Below are 16497 nucleotides of genomic sequence, written 5' to 3' on the forward strand. Positions count from 1 at the left end.
AGTAGGGAATTGGTGTGAAAGAACCACAAATGATTCGAGTAAGGAAACATGATTTACATGATTTAATTCAAAAAAAATTAGAAGCGGCGGGACTTTCCGAAGAACATGCGGATGGTGTGGCGGAATCGCTCGCTTTTGCTGATGCGCGTGGAATTCACTCACATGGTGCGGTCCGCGTGGATTATTATGCAGAACGAATTGCTAAAGGTGGAACGACGCTTGCACCGAATTTTCGATTTAATAAAACCGGACCGAGCTCGGGAGTTTTTGAAGCGGATAATGGCGTGGGGCATGTCGCATCGCGTTTGGCAATGGATGAGGCGATTCACTTAGCGCAGGAAACGGGCGTCGGAATTGTCGGCGTGCATGAAATGGGACACAGTGGCGCGCTCGCTTACTTTGTGAAACAGGCGGCGGATAAGGATATGGTTGCGATTTCTGTTTGTCAGTCGGATCCGATGGTGGTGCCATTTGGTGGGGCTGATCCTTATTTTGGAACAAATCCAATCGCGTTTGCAGCGCCGCGTATGGACGGAGAGCCGATTATTTTTGATATGGCGACGACAGTTCAAGCGTGGGGGAAAATTTTAGATGCCCGTTCTAAAGGTGCGGATATTCCACCAACATGGGCGGTCGATGCTAACGGTGAGCCGACGACGGATCCGAATAAAGTGAATGCGCTACTGCCGGTTGCTGGGCCAAAAGGATACGGCCTGATGATGATGGTCGATATTTTATCGGGAATTTTACTAGGATTGCCATTCGGAAAACACGTGTCATCGATGTATACGGATTTGACGAAAGGGCGTAATTTGGGACAATTGCATATCGTGATTAACCCGGCTTTCTTCACGTCTTTAAAAGAGTTCAAGCACAATATTGCGCAAATGGTCGATGAATTGCATGCGACGAAAGCGGCGCCAGGATTCAGTCAAGTGTTGTATCCAGGCGAATTAGCGGAAATTGTCGAGACGGATTATGCGGAGGCAGGAATTCCGATTGTGAAAGATGTGTATGATTATTTGATTAGCGATACGGTTCATTATGATCAGTACGATCACGCGGGGTTATTCGCGGAGCAAGACTAGAAGGAGGTAGACAGAATGCGAGTTTCAAAGGAAGATTTGCATCAGCTGATTCAAACAAAAATCGAGCGGGCTGGTTTGACGGAAGAACATGCCGATATTGTTGCTGATGTATTGGCGTTTGCGGATGCGCGTGGGATTCATTCGCATGGTGCGGTTCGTGTCGAGTATTATTCGGAGCGTATTGCCAAAGGTGGCATTACGAATCGACCGGATTTCCGGTTTGAGCAGACGGGACCAACGAGTGGGATTTTCCACGGGGATAATGGTTCTGGACACGTGGCGGCGAAACGGGCGATGGAAGAGGCGATCCGGATTGCTGGCAAAAATGGTGTCGCGGTTGTGGGCGTGAAAAACATGTCGCATAGTGGCGCCTTGGCTTATTTTGTGGAACAAGCGGCGAGTTGTGATTTTGTGGCGCTTTCTGTTTGCCAGTCGGACCCGATGGTGGTGCCATTTGGTGGTGCGGAAGATTATTTCGGGACGAACCCGATTGCGTTTGCAGCGCCGACTGATGATGGCCGAATGTTGACGTTTGATATGGCGACGACGGTTCAAGCTTGGGGCAAGGTGCTTCATGCGAGATCGCGTGGGGAATCGATTCCGCCGACTTGGGCGGTAGACGCGGACGGGGCGCCGACGACGGATCCGGCGAAGGTCAACGCATTATTGCCAATCGCTGGGCCAAAAGGATACGGCTTGATGATGATGGTGGACGTGTTGTCGGGAATTTTGCTGGGATTGCCATTCGGGAAGCATGTGAGCTCGATGTACGCAGACCTTTCGAAGGGGCGCGATTTGGGGCAACTGCATATCGTGATTAATCCGGCGTTCTTCACGGATATCGAGGCGTTTAAGGCGAACATGTCGGAAGTTTTGGATGAGGTATCGGCTGTAAAACCTGCGCCGGGCGTGGATCGGGTGTATTATCCTGGGGAGCGTGGACGGTTGCGTGAGAAGGCTTACGAGGAACAGGGAATCGAGATTGTGGATGATATTTATGACTATTTGATTTCAGATGCGATTCATTTTGATAATTATGATGGAAAAAATAAATTTGCGGAATAAGGAGAGGTGAGCACGATGTTACACACGATTATTAAGGAAAATGCGTATCAAGATTCGGTTGTTTTGATGCTACTTACGAATAAGGTTTCAACGATTGATGGGGTAAACCGGGTATCGATCATGATGGGAACGCCTGCGAATAAAGATATTTTCGGAACATCGGGCTTGCGTACGGAAGAATTGGAAGCGGCGTCGGCGAATGATATGGCGATTGTTGTGGACACGGAAGATGCTTCTAAAATTGATGAAATTTTGGCGGAAGTGGATGCATTTTTAGCAAGTCAAGCGACAAAGGAAAGCAGCAACACGACGGAAACGGCGCGGACGTGGGACAAGGCGATGAAATTAGATTCGGATGCGAACATGGCCTTGATTTCGATTCCAGGTACATACGCGGCGGCGGAAGCGGATCGGGCATTGGATGAAGGTTTGCACGCGTTTATTTTTAGCGATAATATGCCGATTGAAGAAGAGCTACGCTTGAAGCAAAAAGCGCATGACAAGGGACTTCTTGTGATGGGGCCGGATTGCGGGACAGGAATTGTGAATGGCGTTCCGATGGCATTTACAAACGTCGTGAAGCCTGGAAACATCGGCATTGTCGGCGCATCTGGAACGGGAATTCAAGAAGTTTCAACGATTATTGACCGTCTTGGCGGCGGCGTAACGAATGCGATTGGAACGGGTGGGCGTGACTTATCTGAAACAGTTGGTGGAATCACGATGTTGGATGCGATCGCAGCACTTGAAAAGCAAGCAGACACAGACGTGATTGTCGTGATTTCGAAGCCACCTGCAAAAGCGATTCGCGATAAAGTTTTGGCATTATTACGCACGATTACGAAACCAGCCGTGACGATCTTTTTAGGTGAAAAACCGACATATCATGAGGCGAATTTATATCATGCTTACACGCTCGAAGAAACGGCGCGCATTGCGATCGCACTTGCAAAAGGAGAAGCGGTGAAAGCTGTGGAAACGCAAATCGTGAAACCTGAAATCGGCCTAACTCCAGAGCAAAAACACATCAAAGGCTACTACTCTGGCGGGACTTTAGCATCTGAGGCAGCTATGCTTATCGCGGACGCCTTACAGTTAAAAGAAGGCCTGATTAAGCAAGACGGCTATATTTTGAAAACAGAAGGTCACGAGGTTATCGATCTCGGCGATGATATTTACACGCAAGGAAAACCTCATCCAATGATCGACCCTGAAAAACGGATTGCGTTCATTGAAGATGCGGCGAATGATCCGGAAACAGCGGTTATTTTGCTTGACGTAGTACTTGGTTACGGCTCACATGAAGACATGGCTGGGCAACTTGCGCCAGCAATCAAAGACGTGATCGCCAAAGCAAAAGCGGCCGGACGCGAATTGGCTGTTATTGGAACGGTTTGTGGAACGCTTCAAGATCCGCAAGACTACAATGAACAGCGCCAAACGTTGGAAACTGCTGGTGTCATCGTGAAAGACAGCAACAATGAAGCGGTTAGAACGGGACTCGCGCTCGTTGGTCGTACGGTGGAAGAGGCTGATAAAGCGATTCGTGAAGTCGAGTCAGGCGAAGCAGCGCCAATTTTAGAAGCATCAGACGCGATGTTAGACTTGTTGGCAAAACAACCACGTGTCATCAACATTGGACTGAAAAGTTTTGCGGAAGCGATTACCGAAACTGGCGGACGTGTCGTGCAATTTGACTGGCGCCCAGTGGCTGGTGGAAATCCTGAGCTACAAAAAGTACTACAATTCCTAAATAGTTATCGCGCTGAAACGGCGGATGTGAAATAAATTTTTGAAGGAGGAAAAAATAATGACAAACTACCAGACAATCGATGAGGCAAACCGCGCAGTGGCGGACAAAATTGTCGCTTCGGCACCATTTTTACTGGATGTAGTTCCTGCTAAATCTGTGATCGCTGAATTAAATGAAGGAAAGGTACTACTTCACGCGGGCCCTCCAATCAAATGGGAAAATATGACGAGCCCGATGCAAGGTTCTTGTGTTGGCGCCGCATTATTTGAAGAATGGGCGGATAATGAAGACGACGCGCGTGCGATGCTTGACCGCGGAGATGTGACGTTTATTCCGTGCCATCATGTGGACGCAGTTGGACCAATGGGCGGTATTACATCGGCGAATATGCCTGTTGTTGTTGTTGAAAATCGCACAGATGGCAATCGCGCTTACTGTACGATGAATGAAGGCATTGGAGCGGTGCTACGTTTTGGCGCCTATTCCGAAGAAGTTGTGAATCGCTTGCGTTGGATGCGTGACGTACTTGGCCCAGTGCTTAGCAAAGCGCTTCAAACGCTCGATGAAGGTATGAATTTAAACGTTATCGTTGCAAAAGCAATCGCGATGGGAGACGAGTTCCACCAACGTAATATCGCGGCTTCCCTCGTATTTTTAAAAGAAGTGAGCCCGATTATCGTGAGCCTAGATATCGACGAAAAAGAACGTCAAGAAGTCATCAAGTTCCTCGCAGACACAGACCAATTCTTCCTAAATATCATGATGGCTTCCGCAAAAGCCGTGATGGACGGCGCGCGGATGATTGAAGAAGGTACGATTGTAACTGCGATGTGTCGTAACGGCGAAAACTTCGGAATTCGCATCAGCGGCATGGGAGACGAGTGGTTTACAGCTCCCGTCAACACACCACAAGGCCTTTATTTCACAGGCTATTCCGGCGAAGACGCAAACCCAGATATCGGGGACAGCGCGATTACAGAAACGTTTGGCGTTGGCGGCATGGCAATGATCGCAGCACCAGCCGTGACTCGTTTTGTCGGTACAGGCGGATTTGGCGACGCGCTGAAAACAAGTAATGAAATGCTTGAAATCGTGATCGACCAAAATCCGAATTTCACCGTTCCAACATGGGATTTCCAAGGAATTTGTCTCGGCATTGACGCGCGTAAAGTGGTCGAAACCGGCATTACACCAGTCATCAACACCGGAATCGCCCATAAAAAAGCAGGAATCGGCCAAATCGGCGCTGGAACCGTAAATCCACCAGTTGCCTGTTTTGAAAAAGCAATCACAGCCTATGCAGAAAAATTAGGCTTAACCGTATAAATAGGAGGTGAAAAAGGATGCTGATTATCGAAGCACAGCGTATGGCTCAAAATGTCGCGAATTTGCTAGTTAAGCGTGAAACATGGCGCGTTCACAGTGTTTTCACAAACGGTTTCAACTTGGAAAACAAAGACGAACGTATTTTCATTGGTACCGCTAAAAACGGCCAATTACCATTTGCGATTCAGCTAACAATGGGTGATGTGACCAAGCTTATCGCTACAATCCAAGTCAATCAAACCTTTCGATACGAAGGCGGCATCCTTTTTCATCAACAATTCCAACTCACGCTCACTGGTGCCACCCAATACACCAGCAAACGTGAAAAAACAGAAATCCGGCTGAACCCAACCTTTTTGATCCGTATAGTCCAAAGCGAGAGGCAGACGGGGCTCGGTGTTTCCATCCAAGAATGGCTAACACAAGCCGAAGCTAGAAATCTCGCGAAAGCAATAAATAGCACGGATTCGGCATTTATCGAACAAACTTTGCGTTATTTCATCGGTCGCGGCAACGGCTTGACGCCATCCGGAGACGATATCCTGCTCGGCATTTTGCTCGTAGGACAGGAAAGCACAACGTTTAAAGAAGTTCTTTCCAAGTTAATCCAGACCGAGTTATTGACCACAGATATCAGCCAAACCTACTTAAAATACGCATTACAAGACCAATTTAGCGACACATTACTTGCCCTTTACGAAGCGTTCCAGACAGGCGCAGAAACGAAGGACATCGTCGAACGAGTTTATCAAAATGGACATACGTCGGGAATAGACACGATAGCAGGTGTCGCACTCGCAATAAAGGAGGAATTTTCAATGGGAAAACGCGTAGTTATCGCGCTTGGCGGCAATGCAATCTTGCAACCGAACCAAGAAGCAACATTTGAAAACCAATTAAAAAACGTGGAAGACAGCTGCGCCAAAATCGCAGAAATCACAGAAGCAGGGCACAAAGTCATCGTGACACATGGAAACGGCCCGCAAGTCGGCAATATTTTACGCCAAAATGAAGAAGCCAAAGCATACGTTCCAGCGCTTCCAATCGACGCGTGTAGCGCAGAATCACAAGGTTTTATCGGCTACATGATGGAACAATCACTAAAAAACGAACTGGCACGAAAAAAACTACCAACAAACGTCATCACGCTTTTAACACAAACGGAAGTTAGCGCTAGCGACCCCGCGTTCCAAAGCCCGACAAAACCAATCGGTGTTTTCTATACACGCGAAGAAGCCGTCGAACTGGCTGCGGAAAAAGGCTGGGAAATGGCAGAAGACGCAGGTCGAGGATACCGCCGCGTTGTTCCATCTCCACAACCACAAAAAATCCACGGCGTCGAAGCGATTAAGCAACTCGTAGCCACAGATACCGTCGTTATTTCGACAGGCGGAGGCGGCATCCCCGTCGTACAAAACGAAGAAGGCGATCTAAAAGGCGTCGAAGCAGTCATCGATAAAGACCGTTCCGCGTTACGCCTATCCGAACAAGTCGAAGCTGATGTTTTCATGATTCTAACCGACGTGACAAACGTGTACTTACATTTCGGCGAACCAAATCAACAAAAACTAGAAGGCGTTCCAGTCAAGGAAGCGAAGCAATATATGACAGAAGGCCATTTCGCAGACGGCAGTATGGGTCCCAAAATGGAAGCAGCGATTGCTTTTGCCGAATCTGGAAAAGAAGCTATCATTTGTTCACTAGACGCTGCGGTAGAAGCACTTGCTGGTCGCGCAGGAACACGAATTTTGCCAGAAAAAAGTACGGTGAACGCTTGAAAATATCGCAGGAAATCAGCCTAAGATTTCCTGCGATATTTTTTTCATGTTTAGCCGTTCATAATCTTGGGAATTGTAGTTTATATTCAAGAAAGCAGAATTGTTTCCCATCACATTTCAGAAAAAACATGAAAATAACGAAAATTTCTTTCATTAAAGGTAAAATGGTTATTTTCAATCGATAAAATTCATGCTACAATAGTAAAGTTGTGGAGTTATGAAAACTGATTAATGGAGATGAAGAATTTGGATTCAGAAAACAGTACATTGATGCAAAAAATCGATTATAGTACGCGTAAGAAGATCGATCTAGTAAACAATAGTGTTGTTCGATACATTTTCCGTGCCATGTTAGCTTGTTTATTTTTAACATTAGGAACAGCCGTGGCGGTTATGATTGGCGACAAGGTGGATCATTTTGCGCACGGACTTGGTAAAATCGTTTATGCTTTCATGTTCAGCTGGTCACTTGTCATGATTATTTATATGAACGCCGAGCTTGGTACGAGTAACATGATGTATATGACAACAGGTGTCTACCAAAAAATTATTAAACCTGGTAAAGCTTTAGGAATTTTATTACTTTGTGTATTTTGTAATTTAATCGGTGGTATTCTAGCAGGTTATTTGATGTCACTCACATCAGCTTTCCATGCATTGCCAGCCGATCACTTCTTGTTCACAGCAGTGACAGGAAAATTGGAAAAAGAACCATTACAGATTTTTATTGAAGCGATTTTTGCAAATATTGTCGTGAATACGGCGGTTATTTGTACGATGCGGATGAAAGACGATGCAGGAAAAGTTATTGCAATGATTTTCATTATTTTCATTTTTGCTTTCCTAGGCTTCGAGCACGTTATCGCTAACTTCTCGTCATTCTCACTGGCATTCTTTGCCTCAGGCGGTCACTTAGACGCGATGACATGGAGTAGCGTAACAACGAATCTTTCCTTGGCCTTTATCGGAAACTACATCGGTGGTGGCCTCGTTATCGGACTTGGCTATGCATGGCTCAACAAAACGAAATCAATTTATAAAGACTAAAAAATTGCGCGGTCTAGGAGAAATATTCCTAAACCGCGCTTTTTTTATGTTCTGTGATACACGTTTTGAAAAGAAATCTGCCAATAAAAGAGGTATACTAGAGGTGAGTCATTTTTAAAATTTGGAAGACTAATCTTGAAAAGGGGTAGAAATATGGACTATAAAATCGTTGAACAAGAAGGATTTCAGATCATTGCTGTCAAAAAAGTCTTTTCATTCCAGGCAGGGCAGAATTTAGTCGAGATTCCGAAATTTTGGGAAGAAGTGTGGTCAGACGGGACAATGGAGCGTTTAGCAGGTTTGGTGAACGGTGAAGTTCCGCGTTATATGGGGATTTGTAGCGTTTCTGAGGAACAAGCACCGAAACAGGAAATGGATTATTGGATAGCGGTGGATTGCGACGGGGAAGCGCCTGTTGACATGGGAAAATGGGAAATTCCGAGTTTGCAGTGGGCAGTGTTTCCATCGGTAGGTGCGTTGCCAGACGCGATTCAACAAACGTGGCAGAAGATTTATGCGGAATGGTTGCCAGCGAGTGGCTATGAACATGGTCCAGGGCCTGAGATCGAGGTTTATGGCCCAGGCGATAATAGAGCGGATGATTATGAATGCGAAGTTTGGATACCGGTTATAAAAAAATAAGTGCGCCACGGCGCACTTATTTTTTCGATTCAATTCGCGAATGCTGCGTCAAAAAAGTACTAATCAGCGGATGAAACTTCTCAACTTCAACTAAAAAAGCATCATGCCCATAATCCGAATCCACCTCATAATACGTCACCGGGACATCCCATTCCTTCAAAAGTTCATAATCCCGACGCAAATCATGAATCCGAAACAGCTGATCACTTGTCACACCAACCAGCAAATATGGAATCCGAATCCCAGTAAAAAGCGGCTTGTCATCAGCGCCAACCACCGTCACATCAAATAAATCAATCGCTTTTGTCAAATACAGATAGCTATTCGCATCAAACCGTTCCACAAACGAATCCCCTTGGTATTGCAGATACGACTCAACTTGGAAATGCTCCTTCGAAAAAGCACCCGGAGAAGAATCAGCAACCGTAAATCGTTCAAACCGTTTCGAAAATAGCTCACTCGTGCGATACGTCATCATTCCAACCATCCGCGCTGTCGCAAGCCCACCCTCAGGCTGCCCAATATAATCCCCACCATTAAAATCAGGATCATTCAAAATCGCCATCCGCATAATCAGGTTATACCCAATCGCCTCAGGACTCGCCGCAAGAGGAGACGCTAAATTTATCACGCTCCCCGTTATTTCCGGGTAATCAATCGCCCATTGCGTCGCCTGCATGCCACCCATCGAACCGCCAATCACTGAAACCACATGCTTAACACCGAGCGCATCCAGCAACGCCTTTTGCACCTTAATAATATCCTTAATCGTAAACCCAGGAAAATGCAACCGATATTCTGCCCCCGTCCGCGGATCTACCGAAGAAGGCCCAGTTGTTCCACTACAACCACCAAAAACATTCGTACAAACAATGAAATAATCAGCCGGATCAATCGTTTTTCCCGCTCCAATAAAATCATCCCACCAACCAGCGACATCCTCGTCAAAATGCTTCGCCGCGTGCGCCGTCCCAGTCAATGCGTGCTCCAACAAAATACAGTTATCCTTCGCCAAAGAAAGCTCGCCATACGTCTCAAAACCAACCTCAATCGGGCCAATCGTTTCCCCATTTTCCAACACAAAAGGCGTGTCATTAAAAAGTTCTATCTGTCTAAGTGTTCCCATCCCACATCACCTTTTCTTCATCTGATAGTTTTAAATTTTGTCCAAAGCTTGCGCCAAATCCATGATAATATCCTCGCTATTCTCAATCCCAATCGAAACGCGAATTGTCTCGGGTTTCACACCAGCTTCCTTTTGTTCCGCAGCGTTCAACTGCTGATGTGTCGTTGAAGCGGGGTGGATAATGAGCGATTTCGCATCACCGACATTTGCCAAATGCGAAAATAGTTCCACAGACTCGATGACTTTTTTGCCAGCCTCGTAGCCATCCTTCACGCCAAACGAGAAAATAGCGCTAGGTCCCTTTGGAAAATAAATTTGCGCCAAATCATAATATTTATTCGATGCGAGACCAGGATAGTTTACCCAAGCTATTTTTTCATGTGATTCCAAGTATTCCGCCACTTTTTGAGCGTTAGCCACATGTTTATCGAGACGTAGCGACAATGTCTCCAAACCGAGAATTAGCAAGAACGAGTTGAAAGGGGAGATCGCAGCACCTGTATCACGAAGCAGCGTCACGCGTAATTTTGTAATATAAGCCGCAGCACCGACATCATTCGCATAAGAAAGGCCATGATAGCTCGGATCAGGATCAACCAATTTTGGGAACTTGCCATTTTTCCAGTCAAAAGTACCAGCGTCAATCACGGCACCACCTATTGCTACGCCGTGTCCACCGATAAATTTCGTAGCCGAGTAAACGACAATATCAGCGCCAAAATCAAACGGACGATTCAAGTAAGCCGTCGCGAATGTATTATCCACAATCAGCGGGATACCATGTTCGTGCGCCACATCTGCCACCTTGCGAATATCGATAAGATTAATATCAGGATTCCCAATTGACTCAATGAAAATCGCTTTCGTGCGTTCCGTAACAGCCGCAGCGAAGTTCTCCGCATCATCTGGGTCAACAAACGTCACATCGATCCCAAAATCCTTCAGCGTATGGGAGAATAGCGTGTAAGTCCCACCATAAAGCGTGCTCGCCGAAACAATATGATCGCCACTACTCGCAATATTCAAAATCGCATATGTAATCGCAGCCATCCCAGAAGCCGTCGCAACAGCCCCAACGCCGCCTTCCAAAAGCGCCAATCGTTCCTCAAAAACCGCCGTCGTAGGATTCGTAATACGCGTATAAATATTCCCAGCTTCTTGCAAACCAAACAGCGCCGCCGCGTGATCCGTATCATTAAACGTGTAAGAAGTAGTCTGGTAAATTGGCACAGCACGAGCGTTTGTCGCGGAATCTGGCGTATGCCCTCCATGTACTTGTATAGTTTCAAAACGATAATCTTTTCCCATCATTCCTCTACCCCTCTCAAAAACGTCAACTTATCAAGAAAAAACAAAAACCCCTCCATAGCACGCAGATGATAAGCGTTACTTAGGAAAGGTTGAACGAACAACGATTTCGTAGTCAGTAACTTATCTTTGCAAAAAAATTGCTGGAATTAGCACCGTGATCAAAATATCCGGTTGCTAAGGTTTCGCAGGGCCAGTCCCTCCACCTTTCTTGATAAGAAGCGTATTAAATTGGTTCTATCATACAATTATTTAGATACCTTTGTCAAGAGAAGTAGACAGATTTTTCAAAAGAATAAAGCTTAATTTAAAATATGTATTTTTTGAGTACATTGTAACTAAATTTCATCCGATAAAACACTAAACAAGCATTAAATAACGCTTACATATACAAGTTGTTTGCCTAAATGTGACTAAAGGCGAAATTCATAAAATAATATACGAAAATAAAAGTGTTTCAATCAAGAAATAAAGGGTAAAATAGCTGATAGAGCCTAAAAATTCTAATCATAAAAAAGGAAGTGTTACATATCATGAAAACATTCGCACGTATATTGGTGTTAATCGCCGGTATCGCAATGATATGTTTAGGAATCTGGTTTGTTTTCCACCCAGGTATTTCTTTACTATCATTCACTCTATTCATCGGAATCCTAATGTTAATCGTTGGGGTATTCCAAATCATTCAATATTTCTCCCATCGCAGTGGCCAAAAAGTTTCTGGTTGGATCCTAGCAGAAGGAATCTTGTCTGTATTACTAGGAATCTTGCTACTAGCTGACCAATTGGAAGGAACAGTAACATTAGTACTTGTCTTCGGTATGTGGGTTCTTTTTGCAGGAATCATGCGTACAATCGGAGCCTTCGCTGCTAAAAATGAAAACGTTCAAGGTTGGGGCTGGATTTTAACATTAGGTATTCTAGGAATTGTTCTTGGTTTTATCTCTTTATTCAATCCAATCGTTGGCGCAATCGGTATCGTGATTATCGTTGGTACATTCTTCATCGTCCAAGGTATCAACTGTATCGCAACGTTCTTCTTTGTTGGCAAATTGAAATAATAGAATGAACTTGAAAAGGACAAGTAATCCAGTAATCTGGGATGCTTGTCCTTTTTGGTGCGCCCAGCATGCGCAAATACTAGGTGGTGAAAGTCCACTACAGGCTTGGCGGTAGGAACTGTTAGCTCAAGGCAAGGGTGTCCATCGTGAGGTGGAATCTTAAGGAAACTAGTGAGAAAATATCGAGCTGACGAACAGAAACTGCATAGAAGGCTGTATGAAGACGGATGAGATTGCTAAAAAAATCGAGGTCCAATATGCCCGAATATCCCGTAATAAGGATTTAATTAAATCAGCTTTACTCGAAGATCCTGGTTCTAGCCCTAGTAGCACTTTCAACAACAATTCTTGGAACCGTGTTGGTAACATTACGACAAAAATCCAAGGAAAGTATATGATTGTGTAACATCTTAAAATAGATAAATCACTCGCTAGTGACATTTCTACGCTTATGTAAAAGTGAGGCGTGTTTTGGCATGTCCTTTTCTATGCCCGAACTCAATGATTTCAAACCATATAGATTTTTAAGGTACCTGTGCATTATACCTACAACCATAAAAAAAACCTGTCTTCAGACAGAGTTTTTTTATGGTTGTAGGTTATTTACGGCTTTCAAAGAAAGCAAGAAAAGCAAAAATAACTGACATAACTATGAAAATTACTGGTATTACCAACGGAGCACCAAAATAGTTGATATTGCTGTAATTCTCTGAATCGTAATGAAGTAATCCCTGCGTGTAATTCTTAAATGCCATGTCCAATACTTGCAACAAGAATATTCCCGCCAATCCAAGTGTAAAAGTAACGAAACTGAAAATTTTATACATCTAATTTCCCCCTTTATCTAGTAATCTTTACTATAACATGATATTATGAAGATTGTAACAAGAAATATATAGAAATCACTGGGGGTTTTTAAAAATGAAAGCGAAAAGAACATTTAAAAAGGTTAGGGCAAGTTTATTGGTGGCTACATTAACACTATCGGGGGCGATCCTAACACCGCTAACAGCAAACGCGGAAGTTTCACAAGAAACTAAAGATAAAGTTACTAACCTCGTAAAAGATTATTACAACAGTCAAATTACTACGGTTGGAGAAGAAGCGATTTTTCCAGACGCACAAGTTGAGGGTGTGAGCGATGACGCAGTACTTGATAATGAAGGTACCGAAGGAGAAATTACAACTTTTGGCGCCGCGGTTATGTGGCAAACTAAAAAAACATACAAGGGTATGGAATATGGTCCTTGGAAAACAGTAGGCGTGCGAAAAGCTTCACCAACTAAAGGGAAAATGTATGTTGATTTCAGTACAAAAGTGTCTACATCCTATAGCGGTTCAATTAAAGTAGGCGTTAAGAAAGTTGAAAGTGTTCTTGGTTTCAGTTTAACATCTTCCAAAACAACATCTTTTAAGAACGACTGGGAATGTAAAGCGAATGTTTCCTATATAGCAGAATCTCGATCACGTTATAAAGTGTATGAAGTCAAACAAACTAAAACAGTCATGAACACTTGGACGGGTCAAAAAGCTGTAACTAATTACTATGTAAAAGTCAAAAAAAATGATTCAATAGATGTTCGTGTAAGATAATCAATACTAAATTACAGGGCTCTCATTTCTGGTAAGTCCTGTTTTTCTGCCTTTGACATCTTCGTTTTTAATGGCTTAGAAGGCTCGTATACTGAAGGTACGTAGGGTGGTAGGGTTCTTCCTGCTCAATTATCCATTGGGAAATAGTGAAATTATGATATTGCATCAATGATTGAGAGTATTGTTTTTCTGTTACAGATATTAAGTAAAAAAAGATGAGAGACGAAAATCGCCCTCATCTTTTTTACATTTAATTATCCACGTTTTCTAAGAAGAGCTGCTGCAATTCCTGAAACGAGTAATCCTGCGAATACCAAGCCAGCAGAACTAGAGTCTCCTGTTTTTGGTAGTGCTTTAAGATTTGTAGTTTTTGCTGGTGTAGCTGCTTTTACAGTAGCTTTTTTCACAGCTTGCACAACAGCTGGTTTGGTATTAGTATCCGCTGGTTCAACTTTAAGTTCTTCCCCTACATATGTGAACTCAGAAACATCACTGTATTCACCAGTCTCCATGTCTACACTCCATAAATAAATCGTTTGACCGTTTACTAGTGCGTCAGCTTTATCAAATCTAATATGGAAATCGCCCTCATCATTTGCTTGATCTTCTCCAATAATATTTCCATCTTCGTCAAAAATCATAACAGTTGTTAATGGCTCCGCTTTTCCATAAATATCGAGTTTTGTTGATTTAGAGACATTCACAACAGGTGCATCAAAGAAATAAACATCATCGCCAAGTACTTCATAAGAAAGAGTGATGCTTGAAGTGTTACCGCTAGCATCCTCAGCAACTATAACCGTTGTAAAATTGCCTTCTTTTGATGTATCTAAGAATTCTTTACCATTTTCAAAGTAAACTTTAACGAAACCTGAGTTGTCAGTAGCGTCAACCAGTTCATCAGCAGTCCAATCTTCATCAATACCTACATAAAAATCATCTTCAATAGCTTCGATAACTGGCTTCGTAGTATCAACAACTGTATAAGTAGCTGAAATATTTTCAGTTGTCGTACCATCTGTAGCTGCAACCGTTACTGTTTGAGCTCCTAAGCGATTCACAACAGGGGCTTTAACAAAGGATAGTGTAACACCAGCTGATGCTGTTACGAACTTGCTTGGATCTTTAGCTGCTACGTTGATTTCAGTTGTTACATTTGATTTCGCTGTTGCGAGAGCTGCTGCTTTTACAGGAGTTTTTACTGGCTCTGTTACTGTATAGCTTGCAACGACTTCTTGTGTTGTAGCGTCATCAAAAGTTGCTATGACTGTTGTTGAGAATGTTCCTGCTTTAACAGTAGTTGCTTCTGTTCCAGCTTTATAAGAAAGAACTGGTTTAGCATTTGCATCTGTAATTGTTACAAAATCAGCAGGTGCAGTGGCTGCATCTTTGACGAAAGACACGTCTGATTTTGAGATAACTGTATCAGCAGCAACTTTAGCTGTAGGTACAGTTGTTTCGACAGTAGTTGTAACATCCTTCGTTTCTGGTGTTACCTCATCCGTATATGTAGCTGGTGTTTGTGCTACTTCCTCCGCGAATACTGGTGCTGCTAGTGAAAATGTTAGGCTGCAAGCAAGTAATCCGCAAGCAAGTTTTGTTGTTTTGTTAGACATTAATTTCTCTCCCTTTTCATGTAATAAAACCAGTATACTAAATTTCAGTCTAATCGTCACTATAAATTTGTAACGATTGACAAAAGAAAGCGTATTCCGACATAATTTTGTCACAATTCCCTAATATTCATAGTTATATAGAATCGTTACGTTTGATGTGGTGTATTTCCAGTTTTGAAACACGAGAGAAGCTATTCTAGTTTTCATTAGTAAGTCAACTTAAAATGTATTGTTGTTAAATCATGTGAAATTAAAATAACCGACACCCATAAAACGGAGGCATCGATTAAGTCGTTATTTTGTTACGGAATATAGATCGGTATATTTCATGTCTAACATTTCTTTAACTGCGGCCATGTTGTGAATTTTCCAAGGTTTTGGTGAAAGGGAAATGTAGCCGTCTTGTTCTAATTTACGTAGATTTGTTGCGACATAAGCACGCGCCAAGTTTAAGTACTTGCCAATGACTTTTTGTGTAAAGTAATATGGGATTAAGTAGGAGCCATCTGGTTCAGCGCGACCGAAGCGTTCTGCAACGATAACCAAGCCTGCTAAAACTTTTTTGTCGGACGGTAGATTAGATAAGGATTCACGTACTAGAATCGGATGGGTAAAGTTTAAGTAGAAGAAATAAGCGTACCAAAAACTTTCTTGGCTGAAAGTGATTTTATCAATGACGTATTGGCGCTCGAATTGTAGTAGTGTGACTTCGCTGACAGCTGTGTAGGCAACGGGAGATATCGCATTTTCAAGGACGCTCAAAAATCCTAAAATATCATCGGGACCGCAGAAAGTGAGAATAGAATCATCTTTTACTGTTCCTTTTGACATCGCAACCATCCCTTTTTTTACCACGTAGAAATAATGGTTTGCAGAGCCTTCTTCCATAATGGTCTCGTTGCGCCGGTAAGTTAGTTCCTTGTAAGGCGGTGGTCCTTCGATTGAATCCATCAAAGTGGCAAGCAATTTGTCGGTATCGAAATTTTTTTTCAAATTATTGTAATCATATAAAGTCATAGTTTGGCCCCTTTTCTCAGTGAGTTTCAACTATATTATATCGAAGGGGACAGGGTTTGTATAACGTTTTCCCTTGA

Annotated in this window: 15 protein-coding genes, 1 pseudogene and 1 riboswitch; of the genes and pseudogenes, 11 read left to right on the plus strand and 5 right to left on the minus strand. The window is 43.5% G+C overall.

Features of this window, described 5'->3' with window-relative positions; genetic code table 11:
- The first annotated feature begins 32 nt into the window (after positions 1-32).
- From allD (UE46_RS03780) to UE46_RS03810, 8 genes and pseudogenes are all read left to right on the plus strand, one after another.
- Entirely contained in the window at positions 33-1088 is a 1056-nt protein-coding gene (gene allD / locus UE46_RS03780) for an ureidoglycolate dehydrogenase (RefSeq protein ID WP_036059622.1), read from the plus strand.
- 15 nt (positions 1089-1103) lie between these two features.
- Positions 1104-2153 (plus strand): ureidoglycolate dehydrogenase, encoded by a 1050-nt coding sequence (gene allD, locus UE46_RS03785; protein ID WP_036059578.1) that lies wholly within the window; start codon positions 1104-1106, stop codon positions 2151-2153.
- A 15-nt stretch (positions 2154-2168) separates the two neighbouring features.
- A complete protein-coding gene (fdrA, locus tag UE46_RS03790; protein ID WP_036059577.1) occupies positions 2169-3941 on the plus strand; it encodes an acyl-CoA synthetase FdrA in 1773 nt (590 codons plus the stop codon).
- Positions 3942-3963: 22 nt separating this feature from the next.
- Entirely contained in the window at positions 3964-5232 is a 1269-nt protein-coding gene (locus tag UE46_RS03795; RefSeq protein ID WP_036059575.1) for a YlbE family protein, read from the plus strand.
- Positions 5233-5426: 194 nt separating this feature from the next.
- Positions 5427-6020, plus strand: a pseudogene (locus UE46_RS16250) (oxamate carbamoyltransferase subunit AllH family protein); the annotation flags it as partial.
- A gap of 30 nt (positions 6021-6050) precedes the next feature.
- Positions 6051-7010 carry a carbamate kinase gene (arcC, locus tag UE46_RS16255; RefSeq protein WP_036059620.1) on the plus strand — a complete coding sequence of 320 codons (960 nt, stop codon included), beginning with the start codon at positions 6051-6053 and terminating at the stop codon, positions 7008-7010.
- Positions 7011-7256: 246 nt separating this feature from the next.
- A complete protein-coding gene (locus UE46_RS03805; RefSeq protein ID WP_036059619.1) occupies positions 7257-8057 on the plus strand; it encodes a formate/nitrite transporter family protein in 801 nt (266 codons plus the stop codon).
- 153 nt (positions 8058-8210) lie between these two features.
- Positions 8211-8699 (plus strand): GyrI-like domain-containing protein, encoded by a 489-nt coding sequence (locus UE46_RS03810; protein WP_118907409.1) that lies wholly within the window; start codon positions 8211-8213, stop codon positions 8697-8699.
- A 16-nt stretch (positions 8700-8715) separates the two neighbouring features.
- Here UE46_RS03810 and metX read toward each other — a convergent pair whose 3' ends face one another.
- Positions 8716-9825, minus strand: a complete 1110-nt coding sequence (gene metX, locus UE46_RS03815; protein ID WP_036059574.1) for a homoserine O-acetyltransferase MetX — start codon at positions 9823-9825, stop codon at positions 8716-8718.
- Between the two features lie 30 nt (positions 9826-9855).
- Entirely contained in the window at positions 9856-11133 is a 1278-nt protein-coding gene (locus UE46_RS03820; protein WP_036059572.1) for an O-acetylhomoserine aminocarboxypropyltransferase/cysteine synthase family protein, read from the minus strand.
- A 120-nt stretch (positions 11134-11253) separates the two neighbouring features.
- A riboswitch (SAM riboswitch) is annotated at positions 11254-11354 on the minus strand.
- A gap of 312 nt (positions 11355-11666) precedes the next feature.
- Here UE46_RS03820 and UE46_RS03825 point away from each other — a divergent pair.
- Together UE46_RS03825 and UE46_RS03830 are read left to right on the plus strand one after the other, a co-directional pair.
- Positions 11667-12194, plus strand: a complete 528-nt coding sequence (locus tag UE46_RS03825; RefSeq protein ID WP_036059571.1) for an HdeD family acid-resistance protein — start codon at positions 11667-11669, stop codon at positions 12192-12194.
- Between the two features lie 217 nt (positions 12195-12411).
- Positions 12412-12600 carry a hypothetical protein gene (locus UE46_RS03830; protein WP_118907410.1) on the plus strand — a complete coding sequence of 63 codons (189 nt, stop codon included), beginning with the start codon at positions 12412-12414 and terminating at the stop codon, positions 12598-12600.
- Positions 12601-12793: 193 nt separating this feature from the next.
- Here the strand turns inward: UE46_RS03830 and UE46_RS03835 are convergent, their stop codons facing one another.
- The gene (locus tag UE46_RS03835; protein WP_036059568.1) at positions 12794-13021 is read right to left on the minus strand and encodes a hypothetical protein; all 228 of its coding nucleotides are present in this window, start codon (positions 13019-13021) and stop codon (positions 12794-12796) included.
- Between the two features lie 94 nt (positions 13022-13115).
- Here UE46_RS03835 and UE46_RS03840 point away from each other — a divergent pair, with 94 nt between their 5' ends.
- The gene (locus UE46_RS03840; RefSeq protein WP_118907411.1) at positions 13116-13787 is read left to right on the plus strand and encodes a hypothetical protein; all 672 of its coding nucleotides are present in this window, start codon (positions 13116-13118) and stop codon (positions 13785-13787) included.
- Positions 13788-14041: 254 nt separating this feature from the next.
- Here the strand turns inward: UE46_RS03840 and UE46_RS03845 are convergent, their stop codons facing one another.
- Positions 14042-15403, minus strand: a complete 1362-nt coding sequence (locus UE46_RS03845) for an LPXTG cell wall anchor domain-containing protein (protein WP_051492789.1) — start codon at positions 15401-15403, stop codon at positions 14042-14044.
- Between the two features lie 294 nt (positions 15404-15697).
- Positions 15698-16420, minus strand: coding sequence for a Crp/Fnr family transcriptional regulator (locus UE46_RS03850; protein ID WP_051492790.1), 723 nt, complete (start codon positions 16418-16420; stop codon positions 15698-15700).
- Between the last annotated feature and the right edge of the window lie 77 nt (positions 16421-16497).

The organism is Listeria weihenstephanensis (assembly GCF_003534205.1).
Lineage (GTDB): Bacteria > Bacillota > Bacilli > Lactobacillales > Listeriaceae > Listeria_A > Listeria_A weihenstephanensis.

Bases quoted from the DNA above. Each gene is read 5' to 3' on its own strand.
- allD (WP_036059578.1), top strand. From the start codon at position 1,104: ATGCGAGTTTCAAAGGAAGATTTGCATCAGCTGATTCAAACAAAAATC.
- fdrA (WP_036059577.1), top strand. From the start codon at position 2,169: ATGTTACACACGATTATTAAGGAAAATGCGTATCAAGATTCGGTTGTT.
- UE46_RS03795 (WP_036059575.1), top strand. From the start codon at position 3,964: ATGACAAACTACCAGACAATCGATGAGGCAAACCGCGCAGTGGCGGAC.
- arcC (WP_036059620.1), top strand. From the start codon at position 6,051: ATGGGAAAACGCGTAGTTATCGCGCTTGGCGGCAATGCAATCTTGCAA.
- UE46_RS03810 (WP_118907409.1), top strand. From the start codon at position 8,211: ATGGACTATAAAATCGTTGAACAAGAAGGATTTCAGATCATTGCTGTC.
- metX (WP_036059574.1), bottom strand. From the start codon at position 9,825: ATGGGAACACTTAGACAGATAGAACTTTTTAATGACACGCCTTTTGTG.
- UE46_RS03820 (WP_036059572.1), bottom strand. From the start codon at position 11,133: ATGGGAAAAGATTATCGTTTTGAAACTATACAAGTACATGGAGGGCAT.
- UE46_RS03825 (WP_036059571.1), top strand. From the start codon at position 11,667: ATGAAAACATTCGCACGTATATTGGTGTTAATCGCCGGTATCGCAATG.
- UE46_RS03830 (WP_118907410.1), top strand. From the start codon at position 12,412: ATGAAGACGGATGAGATTGCTAAAAAAATCGAGGTCCAATATGCCCGA.
- UE46_RS03835 (WP_036059568.1), bottom strand. From the start codon at position 13,021: ATGTATAAAATTTTCAGTTTCGTTACTTTTACACTTGGATTGGCGGGA.
- UE46_RS03840 (WP_118907411.1), top strand. From the start codon at position 13,116: ATGAAAGCGAAAAGAACATTTAAAAAGGTTAGGGCAAGTTTATTGGTG.
- UE46_RS03845 (WP_051492789.1), bottom strand. From the start codon at position 15,403: ATGTCTAACAAAACAACAAAACTTGCTTGCGGATTACTTGCTTGCAGC.
- UE46_RS03850 (WP_051492790.1), bottom strand. From the start codon at position 16,420: ATGACTTTATATGATTACAATAATTTGAAAAAAAATTTCGATACCGAC.